The organism is Arthrobacter sp. P1_D12 (assembly GCF_056406175.1).
Window position 1 is genome coordinate 17,508 of the sequence record NZ_JBFUAR010000017.1, and the last position, 25,981, is coordinate 43,488.

General features: G+C 66.8%; 22 protein-coding genes and 1 tRNA gene. 8 read left to right on the top strand and 15 right to left on the bottom strand.

What is annotated here, in order from left to right; genetic code table 11:
• Positions 1 to 53: 53 nt before the first annotated feature.
• The 4 genes from sucD to AC1DZV_RS13880 form a co-directional block, all read right to left on the bottom strand.
• A complete protein-coding gene (sucD, locus tag AC1DZV_RS13865) occupies positions 54 to 956 on the bottom strand; it encodes a succinate--CoA ligase subunit alpha (protein ID WP_090582639.1) in 903 nt (300 codons plus the stop codon).
• Positions 957 to 968: 12 nt separating this feature from the next.
• Positions 969 to 2,138 carry an ADP-forming succinate--CoA ligase subunit beta gene (sucC, locus tag AC1DZV_RS13870; protein ID WP_018776032.1) on the bottom strand — a complete coding sequence of 390 codons (1,170 nt, stop codon included), beginning with the start codon at positions 2,136 to 2,138 and terminating at the stop codon, positions 969 to 971.
• A 393-nt stretch (positions 2,139 to 2,531) separates the two neighbouring features.
• Entirely contained in the window at positions 2,532 to 5,120 is a 2,589-nt protein-coding gene (gene pcrA, locus AC1DZV_RS13875) for a DNA helicase PcrA (protein ID WP_476953925.1), read from the bottom strand.
• 458 nt (positions 5,121 to 5,578) lie between these two features.
• A complete protein-coding gene (locus AC1DZV_RS13880) occupies positions 5,579 to 6,436 on the bottom strand; it encodes an inositol monophosphatase family protein (protein ID WP_476953926.1) in 858 nt (285 codons plus the stop codon).
• A 101-nt stretch (positions 6,437 to 6,537) separates the two neighbouring features.
• On the opposite strand from AC1DZV_RS13880, the gene AC1DZV_RS13885 reads away from it, so the two are divergent.
• Positions 6,538 to 7,188 carry a hypothetical protein gene (locus AC1DZV_RS13885; RefSeq protein ID WP_476953927.1) on the top strand — a complete coding sequence of 217 codons (651 nt, stop codon included), beginning with the start codon at positions 6,538 to 6,540 and terminating at the stop codon, positions 7,186 to 7,188.
• Between the two features lie 258 nt (positions 7,189 to 7,446).
• Here AC1DZV_RS13885 and AC1DZV_RS13890 read toward each other — a convergent pair whose 3' ends face one another.
• Entirely contained in the window at positions 7,447 to 8,469 is a 1,023-nt protein-coding gene (locus tag AC1DZV_RS13890; RefSeq protein ID WP_476953928.1) for a hypothetical protein, read from the bottom strand.
• A 217-nt stretch (positions 8,470 to 8,686) separates the two neighbouring features.
• Between AC1DZV_RS13890 and AC1DZV_RS13895 the strand changes: the two genes are divergently transcribed.
• Positions 8,687 to 8,836 (top strand): hypothetical protein, encoded by a 150-nt coding sequence (locus AC1DZV_RS13895; RefSeq protein WP_223914272.1) that lies wholly within the window; start codon positions 8,687 to 8,689, stop codon positions 8,834 to 8,836.
• 101 nt (positions 8,837 to 8,937) lie between these two features.
• Here AC1DZV_RS13895 and AC1DZV_RS13900 read toward each other — a convergent pair whose 3' ends face one another.
• The 4 genes from AC1DZV_RS13900 to AC1DZV_RS13915 form a co-directional block, all read right to left on the bottom strand.
• Positions 8,938 to 10,461: a putative bifunctional diguanylate cyclase/phosphodiesterase gene (locus AC1DZV_RS13900; protein WP_476953929.1), complete on the bottom strand. Its 1,524-nt coding sequence runs from the start codon at positions 10,459 to 10,461 to the stop codon at positions 8,938 to 8,940.
• Positions 10,451 to 10,942 carry a DUF7793 family protein gene (locus AC1DZV_RS13905; protein WP_476952047.1) on the bottom strand — a complete coding sequence of 164 codons (492 nt, stop codon included), beginning with the start codon at positions 10,940 to 10,942 and terminating at the stop codon, positions 10,451 to 10,453. Before AC1DZV_RS13905 ends, AC1DZV_RS13900 begins: the two co-directional genes overlap by 11 nt.
• Positions 10,939 to 11,475, bottom strand: a complete 537-nt coding sequence (locus AC1DZV_RS13910) for a hypothetical protein (protein WP_476953930.1) — start codon at positions 11,473 to 11,475, stop codon at positions 10,939 to 10,941. The genes AC1DZV_RS13905 and AC1DZV_RS13910 overlap by 4 nt, the downstream gene beginning before the upstream one ends.
• 184 nt (positions 11,476 to 11,659) lie before the next feature.
• The gene (locus AC1DZV_RS13915; RefSeq protein ID WP_476953931.1) at positions 11,660 to 12,457 is read right to left on the bottom strand and encodes a DUF998 domain-containing protein; all 798 of its coding nucleotides are present in this window, start codon (positions 12,455 to 12,457) and stop codon (positions 11,660 to 11,662) included.
• Between the two features lie 82 nt (positions 12,458 to 12,539).
• Here AC1DZV_RS13915 and AC1DZV_RS13920 point away from each other — a divergent pair.
• From AC1DZV_RS13920 to AC1DZV_RS13930, 3 genes are all read left to right on the top strand, one after another.
• A tRNA-Arg gene (locus AC1DZV_RS13920) sits at positions 12,540 to 12,612 on the top strand.
• 64 nt (positions 12,613 to 12,676) lie between these two features.
• Positions 12,677 to 13,219 (top strand): DUF6314 family protein, encoded by a 543-nt coding sequence (locus AC1DZV_RS13925; protein ID WP_476953951.1) that lies wholly within the window; start codon positions 12,677 to 12,679, stop codon positions 13,217 to 13,219.
• On the top strand, positions 13,216 to 13,623 hold the full coding sequence (locus AC1DZV_RS13930; RefSeq protein WP_476952050.1) for an NUDIX hydrolase: 408 nt from the start codon (positions 13,216 to 13,218) through the stop codon (positions 13,621 to 13,623). The genes AC1DZV_RS13925 and AC1DZV_RS13930 overlap by 4 nt, the downstream gene beginning before the upstream one ends.
• A 60-nt stretch (positions 13,624 to 13,683) precedes the next feature.
• On the opposite strand, the gene AC1DZV_RS13935 is transcribed toward AC1DZV_RS13930, so the two are convergent.
• Together AC1DZV_RS13935 and AC1DZV_RS13940 are read right to left on the bottom strand one after the other, a co-directional pair.
• Positions 13,684 to 15,597, bottom strand: coding sequence for an ABC transporter ATP-binding protein (locus tag AC1DZV_RS13935; RefSeq protein WP_476953932.1), 1,914 nt, complete (start codon positions 15,595 to 15,597; stop codon positions 13,684 to 13,686).
• The gene (locus AC1DZV_RS13940; RefSeq protein WP_476953933.1) at positions 15,594 to 17,261 is read right to left on the bottom strand and encodes an ABC-F family ATP-binding cassette domain-containing protein; all 1,668 of its coding nucleotides are present in this window, start codon (positions 17,259 to 17,261) and stop codon (positions 15,594 to 15,596) included. Before AC1DZV_RS13940 ends, AC1DZV_RS13935 begins: the two co-directional genes overlap by 4 nt.
• 279 nt (positions 17,262 to 17,540) lie before the next feature.
• Here AC1DZV_RS13940 and AC1DZV_RS13945 point away from each other — a divergent pair, with 279 nt between their 5' ends.
• The 3 genes from AC1DZV_RS13945 to AC1DZV_RS13955 are packed head-to-tail and all read left to right on the top strand — an operon-like array spanning position 17,541 to position 19,802.
• Positions 17,541 to 18,287, top strand: a complete 747-nt coding sequence (locus AC1DZV_RS13945) for a hypothetical protein (RefSeq protein WP_476952053.1) — start codon at positions 17,541 to 17,543, stop codon at positions 18,285 to 18,287.
• Positions 18,284 to 19,015 (top strand): hypothetical protein, encoded by a 732-nt coding sequence (locus AC1DZV_RS13950; protein ID WP_476953934.1) that lies wholly within the window; start codon positions 18,284 to 18,286, stop codon positions 19,013 to 19,015. The genes AC1DZV_RS13945 and AC1DZV_RS13950 overlap by 4 nt, the downstream gene beginning before the upstream one ends.
• Before the next feature lie 43 nt (positions 19,016 to 19,058).
• Positions 19,059 to 19,802 (top strand): hypothetical protein, encoded by a 744-nt coding sequence (locus tag AC1DZV_RS13955; RefSeq protein WP_476952055.1) that lies wholly within the window; start codon positions 19,059 to 19,061, stop codon positions 19,800 to 19,802.
• Between the two features lie 239 nt (positions 19,803 to 20,041).
• On the opposite strand, the gene AC1DZV_RS13960 is transcribed toward AC1DZV_RS13955, so the two are convergent.
• From AC1DZV_RS13960 to AC1DZV_RS13975, 4 genes are all read right to left on the bottom strand, one after another.
• Complete coding sequence (locus AC1DZV_RS13960) at positions 20,042 to 23,077, bottom strand: alpha-mannosidase (protein WP_476953935.1); 3,036 nt, start codon at positions 23,075 to 23,077, stop codon at positions 20,042 to 20,044.
• Between the two features lie 90 nt (positions 23,078 to 23,167).
• The gene (fdhD, locus tag AC1DZV_RS13965; RefSeq protein ID WP_476952057.1) at positions 23,168 to 24,040 is read right to left on the bottom strand and encodes a formate dehydrogenase accessory sulfurtransferase FdhD; all 873 of its coding nucleotides are present in this window, start codon (positions 24,038 to 24,040) and stop codon (positions 23,168 to 23,170) included.
• Between the two features lie 134 nt (positions 24,041 to 24,174).
• Complete coding sequence (locus tag AC1DZV_RS13970; RefSeq protein WP_476953936.1) at positions 24,175 to 25,677, bottom strand: molybdopterin molybdotransferase MoeA; 1,503 nt, start codon at positions 25,675 to 25,677, stop codon at positions 24,175 to 24,177.
• Positions 25,674 to 25,961, bottom strand: coding sequence for a DUF6457 domain-containing protein (locus AC1DZV_RS13975; protein ID WP_079555354.1), 288 nt, complete (start codon positions 25,959 to 25,961; stop codon positions 25,674 to 25,676). The genes AC1DZV_RS13970 and AC1DZV_RS13975 overlap by 4 nt, the downstream gene beginning before the upstream one ends.
• Between the last annotated feature and the right edge of the window lie 20 nt (positions 25,962 to 25,981).

A 25,981-nucleotide genomic window follows, 5' to 3' on the forward strand; every position in this document is an offset into this window, starting at 1 on the left:
GGGCCGTGAGTGACCCCGCGTTGCTGTAGTGCTGGTGCTTCGGCGCTTCGGACCTAGAGGGTCGCGAAGACCTCGCGCAGGAGCTTGGCGGTCTCGGACGGCGTCTTGCCGACCTTGACGCCGGCAGCCTCGAGCGCTTCCTTCTTGGCCTGGGCGGTGCCCGCGGAACCCGAGACGATGGCGCCTGCGTGGCCCATGGTCTTGCCTTCCGGAGCGGTGAAGCCGGCCACGTAGCCAACAACCGGCTTCGTGACGTGGGCCTTGATGTAGTCGGCGGCACGCTCTTCGGCGTCGCCACCGATTTCGCCGATCATGACGATCGCCTTGGTCTCCGGGTCAGCCTCGAAGGCTTCGAGGGCATCGATGTGGGTGGTGCCGATGACCGGGTCGCCGCCGATGCCGATGGCGGTGGAGAAGCCGAGGTCGCGCAGCTCGTACATCATCTGGTAAGTCAGGGTGCCCGACTTGGAGACAAGGCCGATGGGGCCCTTGCCCGTGATGTTGGCCGGGGTGATGCCGACGAGGGCCTCGCCCGGGGTGATGATGCCGGGGCAGTTCGGTCCGATGATGCGGGTGACCTGCTTGCCGTTGGCGTCCACCTTGGACTGGGCCAGCGCCCAGAACTCGGCGGAGTCCTGGACGGGCACGCCTTCGGTGATGACGACGACGAGGCCGATTCCGGCCTCGATGGCTTCAACGACGGCGTCCTTGGTGAAGGCCGGCGGCACGAAGACGATGGAAACGTCAGCGCCGGTCTCTGCCATGGCTTCCTTGACGGTGCCGAAGACGGTGATCTCGTTGTCGCCGTGCAGGACCGTGGTGCCGGCCTTGCGGGCGTTGACGCCGCCCACAACGTTGGTGCCGGCTTTGAGCATCAGGGCGGTGTGCTTGGTGCCTTCGCCGCCGGTGATGCCCTGGACGATGACCTTGGAGTCCTTGTTCAGATAAATAGACATAGTCGAGTCCCTCTACTTCGCTGCGTTGGCGAGCTCGGCAGCCTTGTCGGCGCCCTCGTCCATGGTGGCGGCCAGGGTAACCAGCGGGTGGTTGGCCTCGGCCAGGATGCGGCGGCCTTCCTCAACGTTGTTGCCGTCAAGGCGGACTACCAGCGGCTTGTTCGCGGAGTGGCCCAGCTCGGCCAGTGCACCGACGATGCCCTTGGCGACGGCGTCACAGGCGGTGATGCCGCCGAAGACGTTGACGAAGACGGACTTGACCTGCGGGTCGCCCAGGATGACGTCGAGGCCTGCTGCCATGACCTCGGCGGAAGCTCCACCGCCGATGTCCAGGAAGTTCGCGGGCTTGACGTTGCCGTGGTTCTCGCCGGCGTAAGCAACGACGTCGAGGGTGGACATGACCAGGCCGGCACCGTTACCGATGATGCCGACTTCGCCGTCCAGCTTGACGTAGTTGAGGTCCTGCGCCTTGGCCTTGGCCTCGAGCGGGTCAGCAGCGTCCTTGTCTTCAAGGTGGGCGTGCTTGGGGTGGCGGAAGTCGGCGTTCTCGTCGAGGGAGACCTTGCCGTCGAGGGCAACGATGTCGCCGGCGCCGGTCAGGACCAGCGGGTTGACCTCCACAAGAGTGGCGTCTTCCTTCTTGAAAACGTCCCAGAGCTTCAGGATTACGCTGGCGACCTTGCCACGCAGTTCCTCGGCGAAGCCTGCCGCGGCGACGATTTCGTCGGCCTTGGCCTGGTCGATGCCCACGGCCGGGTCGATCGAGATCTTGGCCAGGGCCTCGGGGCGCTCAACGGCGAGCTGCTCGATTTCCATGCCGCCTTCTACCGAGCACATGGCGAGGTAGTTGCGGTTGGCCCGGTCCAGAAGGACGGAGAAGTAGTATTCCTCGGCGATGTCTGCACCCTGGGCGATCATCACCCGGTGCACGGTGTGGCCCTTGATGTCCATCCCGAGGATGTTGGTGGAGTGTTCAAACGCTTCGTCAGCGGTCTTCGCGACCTTGACGCCGCCGGCCTTGCCGCGGCCTCCGGCCTTGACCTGCGCCTTTACGACAGTTACGCCGCCGATTTTCTCGGCAGCTGCCTTTGCTTCTTCAGGGGTGTGCGCCACGATGCCAGCAAGCACGGGTACACCGTGCGCCTCGAACATATCGCGCGCCTGATATTCAAACAGGTCCACGGTTTAGTGTCCTTCTACGTCGAAGTAGTTTCTGTACAGCCGGACCCCACGTACTCGCGGTTACCGGGCTGCGGAATAAACGCACCCTGCGACAAGCTTGGAAACGAGCCACACGGCGCAATGCTCCTTTGGGAACTCTAGTCCTTCGATCGGACCAGCCCGTTCCAGAGTACCGGTTATGTGAGTAAGGACACTATTCTATGGAGCGTAGAAAAACCGCTAGATTACGGGGTTTTTGGGGTGTCTGACGGCGCTCCGAAGCCCGACGCGGCCGTGCCGGACCCGCGTTCGTAATGTACGGCGAACGCCCGTGCCGGCGGCTGCACGGGGTGCCGGCGGACGGTCTCCGGACTCCCGCCGGGTCTTCAGCCAAACGTCCAGCTACGCGGTCAGTCAGGCGTCCAGCTTGGTCAGCGGCGCGTAGCGCAGCAGCAGCCGCTTCTCGCCGACGTCGAACTTGACCTTGGCGACCGTCTTGTCCCCGGCGCCCTCGACCGCCAGGACGGTGCCGTTGCCGAAGCTGGTGTGGTTGACCTTGTCCCCCACGCTGACGGCGACGACTTCCTTCTGCGGCTGGACCCTGTTCTTGGCCACCGCGGCGGGAACATCGGCGTTGAAGCCGGCGGACGGGCTGGCCGCGGCGCCGCGGGCGGTCCCGGCACCCCAGAACGATCCGCCGTAGCGGCTGGACCCGATCCCGGCACCGCTCCCCCAGCCTCCGCTCTGGCGGCTGGCGCCTTCGCGCTTCCACTCGACGAGCTCGGCCGGGATCTCCTCGATGAACTGGCTCGCGGGGTTGTACTGGCTCTGGCCCCACATGCTGCGGACCTCGGACCTGGTCAGGTAGAGACGCTTGCGGGCACGGGTCAGCCCCACGTAGGCCAGCCGGCGTTCCTCGGCCAGTTCCTTGGGATCGGTGGCGGAGCGCTGGTGCGGGAACAGCCCGTGCTCCATGCCGGTAAGGAACACGACCGGGAATTCCAGGCCCTTCGCGGTGTGCAGTGTCATCAGGGTCACGACGCCGAGCCGCTTGGCTTCGGCGACGGCGGCCGCCAGGTTTTCGGCGTCACCGCCGGGGGCGTCCGGGATCTGGTCGGCGTCAGCCACGAGGGAGACCTGCTCCAGGAAGGCTCCGAGCGAGCCTTCGGGGTTGTCCCGTTCGTATTCCCGGACGACGGCGACCAGTTCGGCGAGGTTCTCCACCCTGGACTCGTCCTGTGGGTCGGTGCTGGAACGCAGCCCGGCAAGGTAGCCGGTTTGTTCGAGCACGGCTTCGAGAGCCGCGGCGGCGCCGGAGCCGGAGGCGACCTCGGCGAGGTCGTCGAGGAGTTTCACGAAGCCCAGCACGGCGTTGACCGAACGCGTCGCCATGCCCGGGGCTTCATCGGCGCGCCGCGCGGCGGCCATGAAGGAGGTGCGCTCACGCTCTGCCAGGGCGGCGACGGCACCCTCGGCCCGGTCCCCGATCCCGCGCTTGGGTTCGTTGAGGATGCGGCGGAGGTTGACGTCGTCGTCCGGGTTGACCAGGACGCGCAGGTAGGCGAGGGCGTCCTTGATCTCCTTGCGCTCGTAGAAGCGGGTGCCGCCGACCACCTTGTAGGGCAGGCCGACGCGGACCAGGACGTCCTCGATCGAGCGGGACTGGGCGTTGGTGCGGTAGAAAATGGCGACGTCGCCGGGGCGCAGGTTGCCCTCGTCCTGGAGCCGGTCGATTTCCTTGGCGATGAACTGGGCCTCGTCGTGTTCGTTCTCGCCGACGTAGCCGACGATCTTCTCGCCGTCGCCCTCGGCCGTCCAGAGCCGTTTCTCCGGCCGGTTGGGATTGCGGGAGATCACCGAGTTGGCGGCGCTGAGGATGGTCTGGGTGGAGCGGTAGTTCTGCTCGAGCTTGATGGTGCGGGCGTCCGGGTAGTCCTTCTCGAACTCCACGATGTTGCGGATGTCCGCGCCGCGGAAGGCGTAGATGGACTGGTCTGAATCGCCGACGACGGTGAGCTCGGCGGCGTCGGGGCCTTCGCCGACGATCTCGCGCACCAGGGCGTACTGGGCGTGGTTGGTGTCCTGGTATTCGTCCACGAGGACGTGCCGGAAGCGGCGCCGGTAGGAATCGGCGAGCGCCGGGAAGGCCCGGAACATGTAGACGGTCTCGGCGATCAGGTCATCGAAGTCCATGGCGTTGGCCTGGCGCAGGCGCTGGGTGTAGCCCTTGAAGACCTCGGCGACGGCCTGCTCGAAGGGATCGTTGTAGTTGGCGCTCGAGGAATAGCTGTCGGCGTCGATCAGCTCGTTCTTGAGCGCGGAAATCTTGTGCTGGATGGCCTTGGGCGCGAAGCGCTTGGGGTCAAGGTCCAGGTTTTTGGCGACCAGGGTGATCAGGCGCAGCGAGTCGGCGGAGTCGTAGATCGAGAAGTTGGAGTTGAGCCCGACGTTCTTGGCCTCGCGGCGCAGGATCCGGACGCAGGAGGAGTGGAAGGTGGAGATCCACATGGTCTTGGCCCGGCCGCCGACCAGCGCCTCGATCCGTTCCCGCATTTCGGCCGCGGCCTTGTTGGTGAAGGTGATGGCCAGGATCTCGCCGTGGTGCGCCCGCCTGGTGGCGATCAGGTAGGCGATCCGGTTGCTGAGCACGCGGGTCTTGCCCGACCCGGCGCCGGCGACAATCAGTAGGGCGCTGCCGGCGTGCTTGACCGCTTCTTCCTGCTGGGGGTTCAGCCCCTCGAGGAGTTCGCCCGCGTTCGGAAGCTGCGGGCGGTCCCAGCCGCTGTCAGGGCCGTCGCCGTGCGCGCTGCCGCCGAGCGGGCTTCCGCCGTGCGGGCTGCCGCCGTGCGGGGCGGCGCCGTGCGGGCTTCCGCCGTGCGGTGCGGAATCCGGTCCGGAATCCAGGGCCGCCAGGCCGGACCCGGAGCGCGATTTAGTGCCTGCCGCCGCCTTGGAGGCAGCTTGGAAGGGTCCGTCGGCGTAAGGGTCAAACAACATATCCATGGTGTATCTAAGTCTAGGCGGTGGCGCTGACAGCCGTGTCCGCCCGTCGGGACATGCCCTCCCCTGCCCGCGCCCAGTGGACATAATCCCCTTGTGCCCACCCCTGGCCGCGAAGAATGAGCATGCCCCGCGGACACGGCCCAGCTGAACGAGCATGTCCTCCCCTGACCGCGCCCAGTGGACATAATCCCCTTGTGCCCAGTCCTGGCCGTGAAGAATGAGCATGCCCCGCGGAAGCTGTCATGGAGAAGAGCCGGGTTGTTCTGAAGACCGCCGAGGTTGTTAACAATGAGCATGACCCACCGACCCGGTACGGCCGAACTGACATGTCCTCCACCACCCGTGACCACTGGACATACTCCCTTTATGCCCACTCCTGACAGCGAAAAATGAGCATGTCCCCCGGACCCCGCCGCGAACAATGAGCATGTCCCACGGGAGGTCCGGCAGGCGGGAAGCTAGCCGAAGCCCCCGGAGCTGAGCGCGGCGCGCAGCTGCTGGACCGCCGTCGTGCCTCCCGCCATGAACCAGTCGAGTCCGTTGACGCGCACGACGTCGGTCGCGCCGCCGGCCGCCTCCACGATCGCCTTCCCGGGCAGCCAGTCCCATTCGGGGCAGCTGTGCTGGAACCAGCAGCCAAGCTCTCCGTCAGCGACCCGGCCGAGGTCGCAGGAGCCGGACCCGAACATGCGCAGCGCGGCCGCCGACGTCGCTGCCGCATGCCAGGGCATGGCACACATCGGATCGGCAAGCCACGTCGGGTGGATGTAGGTTGCCGCGCCGAGATCAGCCAGCGGCGTGTCGGCGCGTCCGGTGCCACCGGACGCGCCGGGCAGGAAGGTGACCAGTTTTTCGCCGTTGAGCGTCGCCGCCCGGGACGTCCCGCCCAGCCAGAGTTTGTCCTCCTCTGGCTGGAAGATGGCACCCAGCCCTGCACCGGAGGAATCCTTCAGGGCAATGGCCGAGCACCAGTACGTGGATCCGTGCAGGAAGTTGAAGGTCCCGTCGACGGGGTCAATGACCCAGGTCCGGCCGCTGCTGCCCGCCACGGAGGCGCCCTCCTCGCCCAGGACGGCGTCATTGGGCCGGCAGCGCCGAAGCTGTTCCAGCACGTAGGATTCGGCAGCGTGGTCGGCGGCCGTGACCACGTCCGAGACCGACGTCTTCTGCCTGCCCTCAAGCCCGGCCTGCCGCATCAACAGCGCCAGCGTGCCGGCCTCGCGGAGCAGGGCCTCGGCCAGTTGGTAGTCATCCAGTGAGGGGTCGAGATCTGCGGTGCTGTGCCGGCCGAGCCGGTGTTTTCCTAGTTCGGTCACGCATCCCAGACTATCGGCGCCCGTTGGCAGTGAACAGCCGGCGCGGACGGCCGGGTAGACGGCGGCGCGGAGGGGTGTGCAGGACGGGCGATAATGGAGCCATGGCCAAGACACCCGCGCAGCGGATCAAAAAGCACGGCGCCAACGCGGCGGTCCCCCAGCACCACCTCCCTCCGGTGATCAATCCGACCACCAGCCGGACACCGCAGAAGGCACAGAGCAACAGCAATCTGATTGTCATCGCCGGGGTCGTGGCCAGCCTGTTCCTGTTCTGGTATCTGCACCTGCTCACCCTCAACCAGCTCACCCAGTTGTCGGGCGGCCAGGCAATGCCCGACTCGTTGGTGGGCGGCTTTGACCTGGGGTTCGTGGAGCAATTGCGCGCGGCCATGGACGCCGATGCCCGGGGCCAGCTGAACTATGTCCACAAGACGGCCGGGATGCTCTTCCCGCTGATCTTTGGCTTCACCTGGCTGCTGCTGATCGGAACCAACGTGGCACGGAAATCCCTGCGCTGGGCGCTGTGGTCGCTGCCGCTGCTTTTTGCTGCGGTCCGGCTGTGGGGCAACACGGTGATCGATGAAATGATGTCCGCCGACACTCTCGACGGCGGTCAGGTCGCCCTGGCCTCCGGGCTCACCGTGGCCGGCTGGGTCCTTCTGGCGCTGAGCGTCGTGGCCGGCGTCGCCGCCGTGTTCCTCGGACGCAAGGCTGCCGCGGCTTCCCCCACCCCGGGACATGTCCAGTCCTGACCTGCGCGGCAGGGCTAGCTCTCTATTCCCGGCTTAGGACACGGGACATGTCCATTCTTGGTTGCGGTGGCAGGGCTGTTGCCCGATCCGCGGCATAGGACACGGGACATGTCCATTCTTGGTCACGGCGGCTGGAACCGTCCTTCGAACCCGGCGTCGAGCACGGGACATGTCCGGCGTTCGGCCCGGCCGGTGGACATCTTGCCATTATGTCCATCCCTCAAGTCCAGGGGAGAGCATGTCCAGTTCAGTGCGAAGTCAGGGTACTTCGGTCAGGAATTCAAGAGCCTGTTCCGCACGTTGGGAGGCTCCTGCTTTCTCAAAGTAGTCGGCGGCCTCCATCAGGTACTTCCGGGCTTCGGCCCCGTTTCCCAAAGCGGCGTGCGACCGGCCCAGAAGAAGATACACCTCGCCCAATATTTGCGGTGACGTCTTCTCGGGGACCGGGAAAATGTCAACTAGGGTATCGACTGCCGATTTCTGATCCCCCGCCAGGAAATTCCAGTGGCCGCGGTTCAGCTTGAGCAATATGTGATCTTCCTCGGTGCCGCCAATGACATCCGTGGCTAGTTCCGCGCGTTCAATGCAACGCAGGGTGTCCGCGTCCGCAACATCGGCGGCAAGCCGCATGGCAGCGGAAGCCTTGTTGAATTTGGCCCAAACAGTGAGGTTCCGTGCCGGCGAAAAGGTGCCAGCGGCGAGTTCGTGATAGTGCAGCCCCTCGGCGACTTTGCTGCAAAGAAACGCGACGTTCCCAATGACCCAGTACGCTTTGCCCACCAGTTGGTCATCGACTTCGCCCGAAATGATGTCCGCCATGATGAGGCTTTCTGCCCACGCTTCGTCAAGCCTTCCACTATCGGCGAGCGCAGCAATGAGGGCCTGCCTGGCCTTGACTGCGATCTCGACGTCATCTTCGCCATTCATGAGGTCGGCTGCAACTCTGGCCTCGTCGGCCGCCTGTTCGAGCAACCCCAGGCCCTGACGGCTCTTGGCCAGCAGGATGTGCACTTGGGCCTGAAGCTGCAAGTTCCCGTCCCAGGGTTCGGCAACTAGCGCACTGGCAACCTCCGCGCAGGCTTCGAAATCACCGGCGGCAAGGAGGCTCTCCGCCCGGAACAAGGTCATGTGCCACCATGAGGACGAATCGCCTTCGGCATTGGCAATGTCCGCGGCCGCCTGCGCAGCGATGGCCGCCTGCCCGAACTCGTGGTTGGACCGGTGTTCGCGCGCCTGCAGCTCTGCAGCAGCGTACGAGGGTGAAACGGAGCTTTGTTGCATATCTCAATTATCCGTTGCCGCGGGAGCGGAAACGAACAAACCGCGCAAGCAAGACCTGCGCAATATTGACTCAGGTCTTCCGAAGCTTCGCGCGGATAACACGAAACCATCCATTGCAGAGCGAATTGTTATACAGCGGCGTGTCGTTTGGCCCTATACTAAATCTGCACCACAAGTCACATGAGTCACATCAGCCTCTTACGTATCAGGAGTCCTAATGAAGAAGACCCTTGCAACACTCCTCGTCGCCGGTGCGCTGGCCGCCGCTGGAATGTCCGCCTCCGCAGCGATTTCTGCTGCAGCTGACACCTCCGGCCAGAGCTCAGTCGTAGCCGTCGGCTGGTGGCCGGACTCCATCAAGAAGTAACGGAGACTGCATTGACAGGCGGCGGGTGTCGGAAGTGATTCCAACACCCGCCGTCGCTGTTTAAACTCACGGAAGTAACCAACGGGTCATCTTCCTTGAACTCACTTGTTCCCCGCAAACAACGCCACAATCTCGCCCGCCGGCGCAGGCCGGCCAAAGTAGTAGCCCTGCCCGCTGCCGCAGCCCATCTCGCGCAGTACTTCCGCCTGTTCCGCCGTCTCGATCCCCTCGGCCAGCGCCTTCAGGCCGCAGGCGTGGATGAGGTGCAGCACCGCGGCTACGAAGTCCCGCTGTTGCTCGTCGTCGCCGAGGCCACTGATCAGACTCCGGTCGATCTTGACCACGTTCACCGGCAGCTTGCGCAGGTAGCTGATGGAGGAATAGCCGGTCCCGAAGTCATCGATCTCGAGCTGCACGCCGAGCCGGCGAAGGCCGTTGAGCGAATACTGGTCGACGTCGCCGCCGTTGACCGCCATGGACTCCGTCAGCTCCACGATCAGGTTTGATGCATCCACGCCGGTCTCCCTGAGGATGTCCCGCACATGTTCGATCAGCTCGAGGTTTTGCAGTTCGGTGGTGGAAATGTTGACCCGGACGTTAAAGCCGCTGTCCACCTGCAAGTCCTGCTGCCATTTGCGCAATTGACGCACGGCATTGCGCAGCACCCAGTGGCCCAGGTCCACGATCATGCCGGTTTCCTCGGCCAGGGGAATGAACTGGTCCGGCATGAGCAGACCGCGCTCCGGGTGGTTCCACCGGACCAGCGCCTCCACGCCTTCGATCCTGCCGGTCGCGAGGTCCACCACCGGCTGGTAGTGCAGGGTCAGCTGGTCCTGCCGGATAGCTTCGCGCATTTCCGTAACCATGACGCTCTGCAGCCGGCGCGCGTACAGCAGGGCCGGCTCGAAGACTTTGATGCTGCTGTGCTGCTGCGCCTTGGCCGCGTACATGGCCGTGTCGGCCTCCATGACCAGGTCATCGACGGACTGGCCGGGTTCCGCGATCCGCAGGCCGATGCTCGTTCCGCAGGTGACTTTCAGGTCCCCGACGTCGAGGCTCTCACTGAGTGCCTTGAGGATCCTGTTCGCCACCCTGCGTGCCCGGACCAGATTGGACTTCGGCAGCATGACGGCGAATTCGTCGCCGCCAAGGCGCGCCACTGTGTCAGTCTCGCGGACGGCGTCCTGGAGCCGGCGTGCGATGGCCCGCAGGACGTCGTCGCCGGCGCTGTGCCCCAGGGTGTCGTTAATGCCCTTGAAGGAATCAAGATCCAGAATCAGGAGGGCCGGCGGCATTTCGCCGCGTGAGGACTCCGCCAGGGCATGGCTCAGGACCGAGTTCAGTGCGGTGCGGTTGGCGAGTTGGGTCAGGGGGTCGGTCAGCGCCATGCGTTCGAGCTCCACCTGCGCCTCGCGCAGCATGGCCGTACGGCTTTCGACCCGCTCTTCCAGCTCCTGATAGATGGTCTGAAGGTCATCGGCCATCAGGTTGATGCCGGCGATGACGGCGGCGACGTCGTCGCGGGCTCCCGAATGCGGGATCCGGGTGCTCAGATCGCCTCCGGCGATCCGCACGATGCCTTCCACGAGGGCGTGCAGCCTGGGGTCCGGAGCTTCATTCTTCACGGGTGTACTGCCTTAGCCACTCAACGGCCGCGGATTCGGAGGTGAAGAACTGGGCCGGGATCGTCTCGCTTCGGGACCGCAGGAGGTAGTGGGCAATGACCCGGTCCACCGGGCTCTCGCCCACCAGGGCGAACGCTGTCGCCGCTATGGAACCGCTGTAGACCCGGCGGGCCTCCATGCTGACACCGACGACGCCGGTGATCACCAGGAGCACCGGCATCCGCCGTCCCGCGGCGAATGTGCGGACGATGTCGCCGGCGATGCGCGCCTCCGGACCCTCGATCTCCTGGTTGGCGGGCAGCAGGACCTCGATGATTCCGCCGTCGATCATCCGCACCCCGATGCGACGGGCGGCACCGTCGGTCGCCCGGGCCGCGGTCACCGCCGCCGCCCCCAGAACGACGCCGGCCGCGGCCGCTGCCGTGTCCGGCAGGCCCTCCGGCAGCCGCCCCTCGGGCCCGGCCAGGGCCTCGAGCATCATCGGACCGCAATTCGACGGCGGCGGTCCGCGGAGCCCCGGAGGTCACAGTTCAGCCGTCGGTCGCCGTGATAGAGAATCGTTTCCCAGTCGACTTCCTCGGCTGTCTTGGCAATCACGGGACTCTCCTTCACTTTCTTGGGCCTGGGACTGACATACAGCCAGTTAACCACCCCGAGGAAGATATCCACCGCGGAGTTGAAGGCGCTGTTGGGGCTGAAATGGTCGCGGAGACCGCGAAAGGCTCCTTGGCGGACCACATGCATTAGGGTCGAAAGCGTCAGAAATATTACGACGACTGGATAGGAAATCGCTCCAACCCGACGCCCGCGAACTGCGGTCGGGTGGTCGGCGTGCGCTTTCAGGGCGGTGGAAATAACGTAGCTGATCGGAGCGGTCAGCGAGGTGAGAATTCCTAGCCGAACAGTGACCATTTTGCACATAAACAGTCTCAGACGACCAAGAGACAGCGCCCCGGGATGAACTTCGGGGCCCCACCGACGGGGCCGGAACGCAACCTTTTGTTCGGTCGTCACGCTGTCCGCACCGAAGAGCGGCAAGACTCGCTGATTTAACATTCGTCCCCGTATGACTGCAAAGTCTGCATACTGGCGCGTTGATGGAAAAACCCACACGCCCGCACCGGGATGTTCCGGTGGGTGCCCTCATGATAATGCAAGGTCAGGCCCCTGCCGGTCATCTGACACCCTGAAGCTTGCCTCAGCCGGCCTGGGCCCGGGCGAGCTTGCGTGCCGTGCGTTCGTGCTGGACCCGCTGGGCGATGACAAGGCCTGCCGCGGCGACGCCGACGGTGATGGGATAGCCCATGAGCCGTTCGAGGGTACCGGGTTCCGGTACGTGCATGCCCGTCAGTCCGCCCGCAATGAGCGCCGCCAGGGACACGGCCCCGCAGCCCAGGATGAACCACCCGAGCGGAGTCTGCCGGAGCCAAAGCCAACCAAGGATCAGGAGCGCCAGGGCCCCGGCGGCGAAGTACATCAGGGCGCCGGCCACGTGCCAGGCCGATCCCGTGTCCTCGGGCACCAGCCCCACGATGACCGTTCCTGCCCCGGCGGCGCCGGTCAGCAGCCGGGCGGCGGCCGCTGCCACCACCCCTGCGCCCCAGCGCGCGCGGCCGTGCACCCGCCCCGGCACCCGGCCGCGCCGGAGGGGCACTCCGGTCCGCGCGGCACAGCACAGGAGCGCCGAGCCGAGCAGCAGCGCGCCGACCACCATGCCAAGGCCTTGGACCACAAATGACGCGTTCATCAGCAGGTGCGCCGGCGAGCAGACGTCCCGGCCGGAGAACTCTCCGCACGCCACGGCGCCGAGGTCGCTGATGTAGCCCGTGCGGCGGCTGTATGGCTCCGCTCCCGCCCAGGCACCGATCACAGCCGACTCGGCCACGAAATACTGCAGCACGCTCAGCTTCGCCAGGGCCCCGACGTAAAACCTGGTCGCGGCCACATCGGGGTAGTAGAGGGCTCCGGCGGAAAGCTCGGTGGTTCCTGCAGTCATGCCAAGAGCGTAGTACGCGCGCTCACCTTGTATGCTTATATCCGTGTCCGACCGGACCGGCCCCGGCCGCCCGCGGACATCCGCCCTCGTAGCTCAGTGGATAGAGCACGGCTCTCCTAAAGCCGGTGTCGTTGGTTCGATTCCAATCGAGGGCACTTGAACATTCCTGCCCCGGACGAAACCCCGGACACGGGTCCGGACTTTGACCTCCGCGCCTACCTGCGCGGCTCCTGGTCCGTTGACCGCACCCTGCTGGACCGCAGCACCGGGACCAGCGGAACCTACACCGGCGTCGTACGCTTCACTGCCGACGACGACGGCGGCCTATGGTGGCGTGAAGAAGGCACCGTGCGCTTGGCGCCCCTGGGCGGCTCGCCGTTCGCCGGCCCGGCGAGCCGGGAATATCTGCTGCGGCCGTCGGACACCCCCGATGTCTTGGACGTGTACTTCCCGGACGGCCGCCCCTTCCACCGCATGGGCTTCGCCGGGCAAACCAATCAGGACGAGCACTGGTGCGACCCGGACACCTACCGCGTGACGTACACCTTCCGCGGTCCGGACCAATGCGGCTACCGCTGGGACGTCACCGGGCCCGCCAAGGACCAGCTGCTGGAGTCCGTCCTGCACCGGCTGAAAGCAAAACCAGAAGCAGGACCAGGCCCGGATCCCGAGACAAGGCCAGGCGTGACGCCGGGAGTAACCCCGGATATGACCCCCGATGCGACGCCGGATGCCGCGCCGGATTCAGGGCGCGCCGGGTGAACCCGCGCATCGTCGTCTCCGCCGTCTGCGTTTTCGATCGCTCCGGACGCCTCCTGACCGTCCGCAAACGCGGCACGGACAAGTTCATGCACCCCGGCGGCAAACCCGAGGCAGGCGAAACAGCGGCCCAGGCTGCGGCGCGCGAGCTCCAGGAGGAAGTGGGGATCGTGCTGGCCCCGGACCGCCTGGACCTGCTGGGTTGCTGGCTGGCGGATGCCGCCAACGAGGCGGCCACCCAGATCGAGGCAACGGTCTTCACGGCGCCCGGGGTATGGAGCGCCCGGCCGTCGGCGGAAATCGCCGAGATCCGCTGGCTGGACCTGTCCGGCGAGCTGCCCGGCGACCTCGCCCCGCTGCTGACGGACCATGTGCTGCCGGCCCTGTCCGCCAAGCCGTCCGGCTAGGACCCGTAACGGCCAGGGCCCTCCAACGCGGGCCTCCAACGCCGGCTTCCAAACGCCGGCTCAGTAGCCGGGCACGGATTCCTGGGCCACCGCGCTGGCCTCGGAGAACTGCGTCCGGTACAGCTCCGCATAGCGGCCCTCGGCGGCGAGAAGCTCCCGGTGGGTACCGCGCTCCACGATCGAGCCGTCCTCCACCACCAGGATCGCGTCCGCCGCACGGATCGTCGAGAGACGGTGGGCGATCACGACGGCGGTACGGCCTTCCAGCGCGGCGCCCAGCGCCTCCTGGACGGCGGCCTCATTGGTCGAATCCAGCGCGGCGGTGGCTTCGTCGAGGATGACCACCCGCGGCTGGGCGATCAGCAGGCGGGCGATCGTCAGGCGTTGCCGCTCGCCGCCGGAGAGCCGGTAGCCGCGCTCCCCCACCACGGTGTCCAGCCCATCGGGCAGGGACCGGATCATGTCTTCGAGCCGGGCACGGCGCAGCGCATCCCACATCTGCTCTTCGGTGGCCTCCGGCCGGGCCAGACGCAGGTTGGAGGCGATGCTCTCGTGGAACAGGTGACCGTCCTGCGTCACCATCCCGAGGGTCGCGCGTATCGAGTCGAACGTGAGGTCACGGACGTCCACGCCCGCGCCGGGCGTCGTGCCGCCGAAGCGGATGGCGCCGGAGTCGACGTCGTACAGGCGCGACAGGAGCTGCGCAATGGTGGACTTGCCCGCCCCGGAGGAGCCGACGAGGGCCACCGTCTGACCCGGCTCCACCCGGAAGCTGATGCCGTGCAGCACTTCCTCGCCGCCGCGGGTGTCCAGGGTCCGCACGTCCTCCAGGGAGGCCAGCGAGACCTTCTCCGCCGAGGGGTAGGCGAAGCGGACATTGTCGAACTCCACCGAGAGCGGACCTGGCGGGGAGGCCACCGCATCCGGCTTCTGCTGGATGAGCGGCTTGAGGTCCAGGATCTCAAAGACGCGTTCGAAGCTGACCAGGGCGCTCATGATCTCCACCCGTGCGTTCGAAAGTGCCGTAAGCGGCGCGTACAGGCGGGTGAGCAGCAGCGCGAGCACGACGACGTCGCCCGCGTTCAACTGCCCGGCGAGTGCGAGCCAGCCGCCCAGGCCGTAGACCAGTGCCAGGGCCAAGGCCGAGACCAGTGTCAGCGCCGTGACGAAGGTGAATTGCAGCATGGCGGTGCGGACGCCGATGTCCCGGACGCGGCCGGCCCGGAGGGCGAACTCGCGGGATTCCTCGTCGGGGCGGCCGAAAAGCTTAACCAGCGTGGCGCCGGGCGCGGAGAAGCGCTCGGTCATCTGGGTGCCCATGGTGGCGTTGTGCTCGGCGGCTTCGCGCCGCAGATCGGCCAGCTTGGAGCCCATCCGGCGGGCCGGGATCAGGAAGATCGGCAGCAGGAGCATGGCGAGCACTGTCACAAGCCACGATTTGTTCAGCATCACCGCAAGGGTCAGCGCCAGGGCCACGACGTTGCTGACCACGCCGGAGAGCGTGCCGGCGAAGGCCGACTGCGCGCCAATGACATCGTTGTTCAACCGGCTGACCAGGGCCCCGGTCCGGGTCCTGGTGAAGAAGGCGATCGGCATCTTCTGGACGTGGTCGAAGACCTTCGTGCGCAGGTCCACGATCACGCCTTCGCCGATGGTGGAGGACATCCAGCGCGTCACTAGGCCGATTCCAGCCTCGGCGACCGCCACGATCGCGATCAGGACGGCCAGCCAGATCACCGTTGAGGCCTCCGCGTGGGCGATGATCTCGTCAACCACCTGCCCGGCGAGGACCGGGGTGGCGACCGCCAGGAAGGCCATCACGATGGACAGCAGCACGAAGGCGATCAGCTTGCTGCGGTGGGGGCGGGCAAAACTGAAGACGCGCTTCAGGGTCTCCTTCGAGAACGGCTTGGACCCGCTGGAGGCGCGGGTGATGTTGTAGAGGGAGCTCCAGGCGACCCGGTCCATGCTCATTTGGTGTTGCCTTTCGGGGCATCGGCGTGCAGTTCGGTGACGACGCCGTTCTCGACGTTCCAGCGCACGTCCAGGCGGACGTTTTCCAGCAGCCGGCGGTCGTGGGTGACCAGCAGCAGCGCGCCGTCGTAGCTGTCGAGGGCTTCCTCGAGCTGTTCGATGGCGGGCAGGTCAAGGTGGTTGGTGGGTTCGTCCAGCACGAGCAGGTTCACGCCGCGGGCCTGCAGCAGCGCCAGGGCGGCCCGGGTCCGTTCCCCCGGGGAGAGGGAGTCCACGGTCCGGTTGGTGTGATCGGCTTTGAGGCCGAATTTGGCCAGCAGGGTGCGCACCTCGGCCGGGGTCTGCTCCGTCAGGACGGCCTCGACGGCGTCTGCGAGCAACAGCTCGCCGGACAAGAGCCCGCGCGCCTGGTCGATCTCGCCGACGGCCACGGACGCGCCCATGGAGGCGTCACCGGAGTCGGGCTGCTGGACGCCGAGCAGGAGCCGGAGCAGGGTGGATTTGCCGGCGCCGTTGGGACCCGTGATCCCGATCCGTTCCCCCGCATTCAGCTGCAGGTTCACCGGGCCGAGGGTGAAGTCGCCCTGCACCGCGACGGCGTCGCGCAGGGTGGCCACGACGGCGCTGGAGCGGGGCGCCGCCCCGATGCTGAACTGCAGCTGCCATTCCTTGCGCGGCTCTTCCACTTCTTCGAGCCGGGCGATGCGGGACTCCATCTGCCGGACCTTCTGGCCCTGCTTCTCGGAGGACTCGGTGCTGGCCGCCCGGCGGATCTTGTCGTTGTCCGGGTTCTTCTTCATCGCGTTGCGGACGCCCTGGGAGCTCCATTCGCGCTGGGTGCGGGCCCGGGAGACGAGGTCCGCCTTGGTGTTCGCGTACTCCTCGAAACGTTCCCGGGCGTGCCGGCGGGCAACGGCGCGTTCCTCCAGGTAGGCCTCGTAGCCGCCGTCGTATACCGCCACCGAGTTTTGGGCCAGATCCAGTTCCACGATCGTGGTGACGCAGCGCGCCAGGAACTCGCGGTCATGCGAGACCAGGACGGCGCCGCCGCGCAGGCCCTGCACGAAGGCCTCGAGCTTGGCCAGGCCGTTGAGGTCCAGGTCGTTGGTGGGTTCGTCCAGGAGCACGATGTCGAACCGGCTCAGCAGCAGGGCGGCGAGCGCCACGCGGGCCGCCTGGCCACCCGACAGGCCAGTCATTCCGGCGTCGGGGCCCACATCGAGGCCAAGGTCCGCCAGGACGGACGGGATGCGGTCCTCCAGGTCGGCGGCGCCGGAGGCCATCCAGCGGTCGAAGGCCAGGGAGTAGGCGTCGTCGGAGCCCGGAGCGCCGGAGCCCAGCGCCTCCGCGGTGGATTCCATCTCCAGGGTCGCCTGGGTACAGCCGGTGCGCCGGGCGATGTAGGCCGCGACCGTTTCGCCGGCAATGCGTTCGTGTTCCTGCGGCAGCCAGCCGACAAAGGCGTCGGCGGGGGCCAGGCTCACGGTGCCTTCCTGCGGACCGTCGACGCCGGCCAGCAGCCGCAGCAGGGTTGATTTGCCGGCACCATTGGCGCCGACGACGCCGACGACGTCGCCGGGGGCTACGGTCAGGGACAGCTTCGAGAAGAGTGTGCGGTGATCGTGTCCACCGGAAAGATCCTTGGCAACAAGGGTTGCAGTCATTACTTCATCCTCTCACTGCGGCCCAAAACGGGCCGTCCCGACCGGGAGAAACTGCGGGGCCGGACGGGACAGAAAAGCGGCCGGGCATAGAAGAACCCGCCGGTCCGGACTTGGGGGGTGTACGGACCAGCGGGTTCGACCATTTAGCATAGTTGAATTAGCACCTCACGTAAAATCCCAGCCCACTCCGTGACGCCCCCGTCACCGGCCGCCCCAATCGCCGCTGCCCCACCGCATGCCAGTAGCCATGCTGCCCGTCGACTCCGCAGGAAGCCCTAGATGCCACTACCCGCAAAGGCGTTCCAATTCTGGCTTCACCGCGTTGCCCCGTCCGCGAGCACGGCCGATCTGTGCAGGATCTCGGGGATCAAGCGCACCACCTTCGCGCAGCAGCTGGTCCGCGGAAAGGTGGCCGAAACCACTCTGGTCAGCATCAGCCGGGCCCTGGGCTTGAGTCCGCTGGCGGAACTCGGTTCCTTCGACCAGTACGCGGAACTCGCCGCCCCGCCGCAGCCGCCGACCCCGGCAGAACTCGTCAGCCAGGTCGCCACCATGGACCTTTTGCGCGCCGTCATTTCCCGCTCGTCCCCGGCCTACGGCGGCTATGGCGACCAAGGCAGCTCAATGACTCCGGCGTTGGGCCCCGCCCCGCACGCAACCTCGGTCCGGAACTGGGTGGACGCGATCGACGACGGTGAGTTGCGTCACCGGGTGTCGGCGGCCACCGGCGTGGCACCGCAGAATTACTCGGCCCAGCTCACAGCCAACAGGCTGTCCCCCGAACTGGCGGTCGAGACTGCCCGCGCGGCGGGCGTAGGATTCACGGGCGGGCTCGTCGCCACGGGCCTGATCACCGAGGCCGAGGCTGGCTGGACGCCTGGGGCGAAGCAGGCCGCATTGGACGCCCTCTCCGACGGTGAACTGAGCGCACTGGCCGGGGACCGGTTGCAGGCGCTCGGGAAATCGCTGCGGCGCCACGAACAGGAGCAGGCACAAACAGAGAAGATTTGGGAGAACCTCGGATGATCGCGACACTGCAGTGGACCACGCTGGCGGTGTGCGGCATCGTCACGCTCGCCCGCGTGCCCAGCGCCCTCCGGGGTGAGAACCGTTCCCTGTTCGCCATCTTTGCCCTCATGACCCTCGCGATCCTGCTCAGCATCGACGTCCCGTATCTGGCCGTGGACCAGCTCCTGGGCGGCATGAACATCGCCAATCTGGTGCTGCGCTTCGTCATTTTCGCAGCCATCTTCTTTCTTGGAGTCCGGGTGGCCCGGGGCTTCAGTGCGGATGACGCCCTAAAGCTCATCACCGGCCCTGTTGGAATTGTGGTAGCCGCAGCCGCTTCGGCTGTGGTGGTGGTGGTCTTCCTCATGATGGACACCGCCGGCTCCTCGGCGGGGCTGGTCGCCGTGTCCGCCAAGGATGACCGCAATGCTGCCTTGGTGGAGTTTTACGGGGCCGCCGGGCGCCTTTATCCGGGGTTCATCACCGTGGCCCTGTTTCCGGCCATGGTGCGGACCCTGCGCAGCGGCCTCCCGGTCTTGGTGCGGTCAAGCGCGGCGTTGCTCGCGCTGGGCACCGTGGCTATCTCCCTGAGCCTGCTCTCCCCCGTCATTCCTCCGTCTCTCGGATTCATGCGGTTCTTCTTCAACTATTCGGCCGTTCTATGCCTGGTCCTGGGACTGTCCCTGATCTGGTTGGCCAAGACGCTTGCGAAGCGGGCGCCGAAGAAGCAAGCTGGCATAACCTGACCATCTTGGGGCTGAGCAGGCATGTGATGTTGGAGAATCCGGAATGATTGCAACCCTCCAGTGGGGCACGCTGGTCATCTGCTCCGTGGTGCTCCTCCTCCGCGTTCCGGATGCGCTCCGGGGGCGGAACAGGACCGTCTTCTGCATCCTGTTTCTCGCGACGCTGTGCAGCCTGCTTTCGGTGACCGGCCCCTACGAGGCGATCGACGCGGTGCTGGGCGGATGGAACCTCACCCACCTGATCTTGCGCTTCCTTGTATTCGCGGTGGTCCTGCTGGTCGGCCTCCGTGTGGCGACGGGACTGGCGGACCCCCGCGGCTACCGCCTCATCGCGGGCCCGCCCGGGCGCTGGGCCCTGGCCGTCAGCGCCGTCGTCGTGGCGGGGACCTTCTTCTTCATGGACACCCGCGGGTCCTCGGCCGGCATGCTGGACATCGCGGACGACGGTGGACGCAATGCCGCCCTGGCGCCGTTCTACGCTGCGGCCGGCCGCACCTATCCTGCTTTTGTCTCGCTCGCCCTGCTGCCGGCATTGCTGGCCACCGCCAGGAGCCAGCTGCCGCGGCTGGTGCGTGCCGCAGCCCTCCTGACCTGCCTCGGTGCCCTGGCCACCGCGTTCACCATCCCCGCCTCCTTCGCCACGAACGACTGGCTCCTCGCGCAGCAGACCGTCAACTATCTGGCCGTGGTGGGTTACGTCCTGGGCCTTGGACTGTTCTGGGCGTCCGGGCTCGTCGCGAAGAAAACTAATAACACTCGCGCAACATTGCGCAAGAATGAGACATAGGGCATTCACAAAATCATTAGACCGTGAGAGAATCATGAATGTGTGAAAGCGGCAACCGCTTCGTGTACGGAAGTCAGCCGTGCGGAGCAGAGGCAGCCGTCCAAGCGCCATTGGGGGGATGAGTGGTAGCGGTCCGGAAGGACCGCTCCCACTCAGCCTGTTTAAGGGCAGTTCCGTCGTTCCGGACAGTGCTAGCCGGATTCCCCTGCAGGGAAGGCGGCGTCAGGCGGCCCCGTCTTTCAGCGCACAAACCTCAGCGTGACCAGCTGGAAGGGCCGCAACGTCAGCTCGGCGGAATTGCCGCCTGCCGTCACTCCCGGGGCGTCGACGGGCCGTTCCAGCAGGTCCACGGCGTGCAGCCCGCGGACCGGGAAATTGGCCTTCACCACGCCGGTGGACCGCTCCCCCAGTGCTTCATAGAGCCGGACAATCACATCCCCGGAACCGTCCTCAGCGAGTTTGACCGCTTCAATGACAAGGGCCTGGTTGAACACGCTGACCAGCGGCTCCACCCCTTGCGCCCCGTGCACCACCCGCGGCGTCAGGTTGGTGCGGTAGCCCTCCTCGACGGCGTCGGCGATCGTGGCGCCCGGACGGACCGTGACGTGCAGCTCGTGCTTGCCCTGGTCCGCGCCGGGATCCGGAAACTTCGGTGCCCGCAGGAGCGAGAGCCGCACTGTGGTGGTGGTGCCGCCGTCGTCCTCCCGGACATTGCGGGAGACGTCGTGGCCGTAGCTGGAAGCGTTGGAGATCGCCACCCCATAGCCCGGCTCGGCGACGTGGATCCAGCGGTGGGCGCAGATTTCGAATTTCGCGGCCTCCCAGGACGTGTTGACATGGGTCGGGCGGAACACGTGCCCGAACTGCGTCTCCGCCGCCGACCGGTCCGCCCTGACATCCAATGCAAAGCCCAGCTTGAGCAGCTTTTCGCTCTCCTGCCAGTCCACGGCCGTGGTGATCGCGAGCGAGTCTGCACCCGGCGCGAGCGTAATCCGTTGGGTCACGGCGGAGGCCCCAGCCATCCGCTCCACCACCACGACGGCGTCCGGGCTTCCGCCCCGGGGGTCGCGCTCCAGTGCCACCGAAAGCGTCTGTTCCAAACGGACGACGTTCCTGCGGTAGAAGGCGTCGATGTCCCACGCGTCCCATTCATTGGGCGTGTCCCGGTGCAGCTCCAGGAGGTTTCCCACCTCGCCGGGAGCAATCGCCTCGCGTCCGGTGGCCCGGTCCGTGAGGGAGACCAGTAGTCCGCGGGCATCCACCACGGCACGGATGATGCCATTGTCCAGAATGTAGCCGCCGCCGTCCTCAGTGACCTCTACCGGCTGCCCGGGCCGGACCGGTTCGGCAGCGGCCAGGGCAGGCACGCCCAAGCGCTTGTGCGGGGCAGCGTTGAGCAGGAATTCGCGGCTGCCGGTGCCGAGGGCCGCCGCCGCGGCGTTCGTGATGATCGCTTCCAGTCCCCGTTCGACGGCGGCATAGTTCCGTTCGGCGTCCTGGTGGACCCAGGCGATGGAACTGCCCGGCAGGATGTCGTGAAACTGCTGCAGCAGAACCAGCCGCCAGAGGCGCTTGAGCTCCGCAGCCGGATAGCGGTGCCCGGTCCGCACAGCCGCCGTGGCACTCCAGAGCTCGGCCTCCCGGAGGAGGTGCTCGCTGCGCCTGTTCCCCAGCTTGGTCCTGGCCTGGCTGGTGTAGGTGCCGCGGTGCAGTTCCAAGTACATCTCCCCCACCCAGACCGGCAGGGGCTCATACTCGGCCTGGGCCTGGCTGAAGAAGCTGGCCGCCGAGCCGATCCGCACCTTCGGAGATCCTTCCAGATCCGCCGTGCGCTGCGCTGCGGCCAGCATCTCGCGGGTTGGGCCCCCGCCGCCGTCGCCGTAGCCGAACGGAACCAGCGACGTGCCTCCGCGTCCGTGGTCCCGGTAGTTCCGTTCTGCGTGCGCCAGGTCCCGGGCACTGAGGTCGGAGTTGTAGCTGTCCACAGGTGGGAAATGGGTGAAGACCCGGGTGCCGTCGATTCCCTCCCAGTTGAAGGTGTGGTGAGGCATCCTGTTGACCTGGTTCCAGGAGATCTTCTGGGTCAGGAACCAGCGGCTGCCTGCGGCCTTGATGATCTGCGGCAGGGCGGCGGAATAGCCGAAGGTGTCCGGCAGCCACGCCTCCTGGCAATCGACCCCGAATTCGGCCAGGAAGAAGCTCTTACCCTCGAGGAACTGCCGTGCCATGGCCTCGCCGCCGGGCATGTTGGAGTCGGATTCGACCCACATCCCGCCGACGGGAACGAACCTGCCGGCGCGGACCTTGTCCCGGATGCGCCCGAAGAGCTCCGGATAGTACTCCTTCATCCACGCGAGCTGCTGGGCGGAGGAGCACGAAAAGATGAAATCGGGATTCTCGTCCATCAGTGCGACGACGTTGGAGAACGTCCGGGCGCACTTGCGGATGGTTTCCCGGACAGGCCACAACCAGGCCGAATCTATGTGGGCGTGGCCCGTGGCCACCAGCTGGTGCGCCGAGGCATAGGCCGGCCGGGACAGGGCATCGGCCAAGGCGGCCCGTCCGGCCTCCGCGGTCCCGGCAACGTCGTCGGGGTCCATGATGTCCAGCATGCGTTCGAGCGACCGCAGGATGTCGTGGCGGCGGGGCTGGTCCATGGGCAGCTCGTGCATGAGCCCGCTGAGCGTGAGGATGTCCTGCTGCAGTTCCCAGACAGTCTGGTTGCATTCGGCGATGGCGATCCTGCCGAGGCGATACTTCGGCTCGCTGCCCGACGTCGCCTTGTCGCCGTAGGGGGTGGCGGCGAAAGTCCAGTTCTGGGACAAGTCGGGGTTGGCTGCGGCTTCGACGTAGAAGTCAACGGCCATGCCACTGCCCAGGAGCTTGAGCGGGATGTACTGGTTCCGTGGCGAGATCGCCTTGATGATGGTCCCGTCGGACCGCCAGGCAATGCCTTCGCACTGGAAACCCGGGAGGTCGCCGCTGAAGCCGAGGTCCACGAGGACTTCCACGGAGGTTCCGGCCGCGGTTCCCCAGGCGTCCGGAACCTCACCCCGGAGCCGGAGCCACTTGGTGCTCCAGGGCCGGCCCCAGGCCGCGCCGTGTTCCTGGGGCGTGAACTCCTGCCGCAGGGCCTCGAGCACCGGCACGGGTTCGTCCGGCGCGTCCCAGCTGCTCAGCGTCAGCGGCACGCTGCGCGGGTAGACGGCCGGGCCGATCCGGTCACGCAGAAAGCGGTCCAGCCGGACTTCCGTAAGACGGCGGTCGTCGTGCAATGTGATCCTCTTCAGCGCTGGGGGGTCCGATCGACTCCAATCGATGGATAAAACTTACGCCGCGGAGAACCCATTGGCCAACTGTTGCCCCTAGCCGGCCGCAGGCGCCGGAACCGCGACGCGTTGCTGGCCCGCGTACACGTTCAGGCTGGTCCCGCGGCTGAACCCGGCCAGGGTCATCCCGCTGGCCTCGGCGAGCTCGACGGCCAGGCTCGAGGGGGCACTGACAGCGGCGAGGACCGGGATACCGGCGAGGGCCGCCTTTTGGACGAGCTCGAACGATGCCCGGCCGGACACCTGTAACACGGTGCCCCGGAGCGGGAGCAGGCCTTCGCGGAGCGCCCAGCCCACCACCTTATCCACCGCGTTGTGCCGGCCCACGTCTTCGCGCAGGCACAGCAACTCGGCCGAGCCGTCGTCGGAGATCCTGAAGAGGCCGGCAGCGTGCACGCCGCCGGTGACTTCGAAGACCTCCTGGGCGGACCGGAGGGCGTCCGGGAGGGCCGCGAGCGTTTCGACGGGGACAGTCAGCGGATCGTGTGCCGGGCTGTAGTGCGATGACTTCCGAACGGCATCGATCGAGTCAGTGCCGCAGATGCCGCAGGAACTGGAAGTGAAGACGTTGCGTCCGGTCTCGGGCCTGACGACGTCGGGCCTGAGCTGCGCCTCCACCACGTTGAAGGTCTGCATGCCGTCGGCGTCTTCGCCGGCGCAGAACCTGAGCGAGACCAGCTGTTCGGGAGACCAGATGATCCCCTCCGAGACGAGGAAGCCTGCGACGAGGTCGAAGTCATTGCCCGGCGTTCGCATGGTGACGGAGAATGACATGTTGCCGAGCCGGATTTCCAGCGGTTCCTCGACGGCAAGGACGTCCTCCCGATGCCGGACCGGAAATTCGAGGGCCTGCGGGGACCCGTCCAGGACGATCTTGTGCACCTTGCGGCGCTGTGTCACACGGCCCATCCGGTGCTCCTAAGCAACATTGTGTGCCGCTGTTTGAAGCTAGCGGCTGTTTGAATCTTTGGTTGGTTCCATCATTGTAAGTGCCTGATTCTGGCGGCGTGCCTTGTCCCGGTGCCGTCGCAGCAGGCCAGGGCTCAGCCCAAAAGGGCACTCCAGTCCACCGGACCGTCGCTGGCCGCGGTTTTCCTGGCGGTCCGCTTCGCCGCCGGCTTCTGTTCGGCGGCCGCCGCCGAAGCGTCAGGCAACGGCGCACTCCACGGGAGGGCGAAGGCGGGGACGAGTTCCCCCAGCTGCACGCCATGGGGCGGGACCACCAGCACACCGTCGGCGGCGGCCAGCCCCCGCATCATTCCAGGGCCGGTGTGCTGCGCCGGCGATGCCATGCCGTAGAGCAGCCGGAAGGGCATGAGCCGGGTCCGGCCCGGGTCGGCGTCAATCGTCGAGCCGCAGGGCACCTCGCTGAGCGGGGGGATCACGCCGTGCCCGAGTGCCGCCAGGAGTGGGGCACCGATCGTGGACAGCGCCATCATGGCCGCGAGCGGGTTTCCTGGCAGGCCAAGGATGTAACGGCCGTCCGGCAGCTCGGCCAGCACGGCGGGGTGGCCCGGGCGCATGGCGATTCCGTCGATCAGCAGGCGGCCGCCGAGCTCGGCGACCGAGCGCCTGAGGTGGTCTGTCCCGGAGCGCCCCGTGCCGCCGGTGGTGATCACGACGTCGGCAGGAAGGTTTTCACCGGCAGGATCGGTGTCCTCGAGGGCGGCGAGCCACTCGGCGTAGGTATCGCCGACTTTCACTTCTTCGGTACAGATCCCGCCGAGCATTCCCACCACGGCGGCCAGTTGGGGTCCGAAGGTGTCGCGGACCTGCCCGGGTGCCGGTATCCCGCTCGTCACGACCTCGGAGCCAGTGAAAACGAGGCGGACCACGGCCTTGCCGAGCACGGGGAGGGCGTCACTTCCGGCCAGCGCGGCGAGCGCCAGATGGGCCGGGTTCAGGACCGTGCCGCCCTTGATCAGGACGTCCCCGGCGGCGGCTTCCTCCCCGGCCTTCCTGATGTGGTCGCCGTTGCGCGGGTCTCCCGGCTTCGCGGTGCCGCCCAGCTTCAGGACGGGCAGGCCGTCGTCGTCGGCGTCGATGATGCCGCTTTCGCTGCGCAACACTGCCTTGGCCCCGGGCGGGATGAGGCCGCCGGTGGCAATCGGGCTGGCCTGATGTGGGGCCAGACGCTGGCCGGGTTCGGCCAGGATCCAGGGCCCGCTGCCGTTGACGGCCCAACCGTCCATGGCAGAGGAAGCGTAATGGGGCATGTCCTGCCGGGCAACGACGTCCGCCGCGAGCGTCCGGCCAAGCGTCTGCCGCAGCGGAACAGGGGCGGCCGGGATGGGAGCGGCGCACTCGAACGCGAGTTGCCGGGCCTCCTGCCACGTGTGGGCCAGGTGTCTGTGCGGCTCCGCGGCAGTGTCCTCGTCCCCTGCGTCCTCGTCCGCGGTGTCCTGGTCCGCGATGTGAGGGCCTCCAGGGCCGTCTACGAGAGCCTCTCCACCGCCATCTCTGACGCCATTTCCGCCGCTATCGTTGACGCCATCTTCACCTGCGGCGGTGGCGGGGCCATTGCCGTCCGGGGCCGCAGCCGTCATGCCCCGGAAGTTTCGGCGGCTGCGTAGTCCTTGGCGAGCCGGCGGGCCACGGCCATCGCGGACTCCATGGACACGGAGTCCGTGGCCTGCCCGGAGCCGGAGGCCAGGCCGGCCGCAAAGCCGGCAATGAATGTGGTCAGCGGTGCCGCCGGGCGCACCACGGAATGGGCGGCCACGCCGGCCAGGGCGAGGACCTCATTCACGTCAATCTCAACGTCGTCCAGCTCCAGGGCCTGGAGCAGGGCACGGCACCAGTCTTCCAGTGTTTCGTCCTGGCTTTTCACCGTTTGCCTCCATGGTCGAG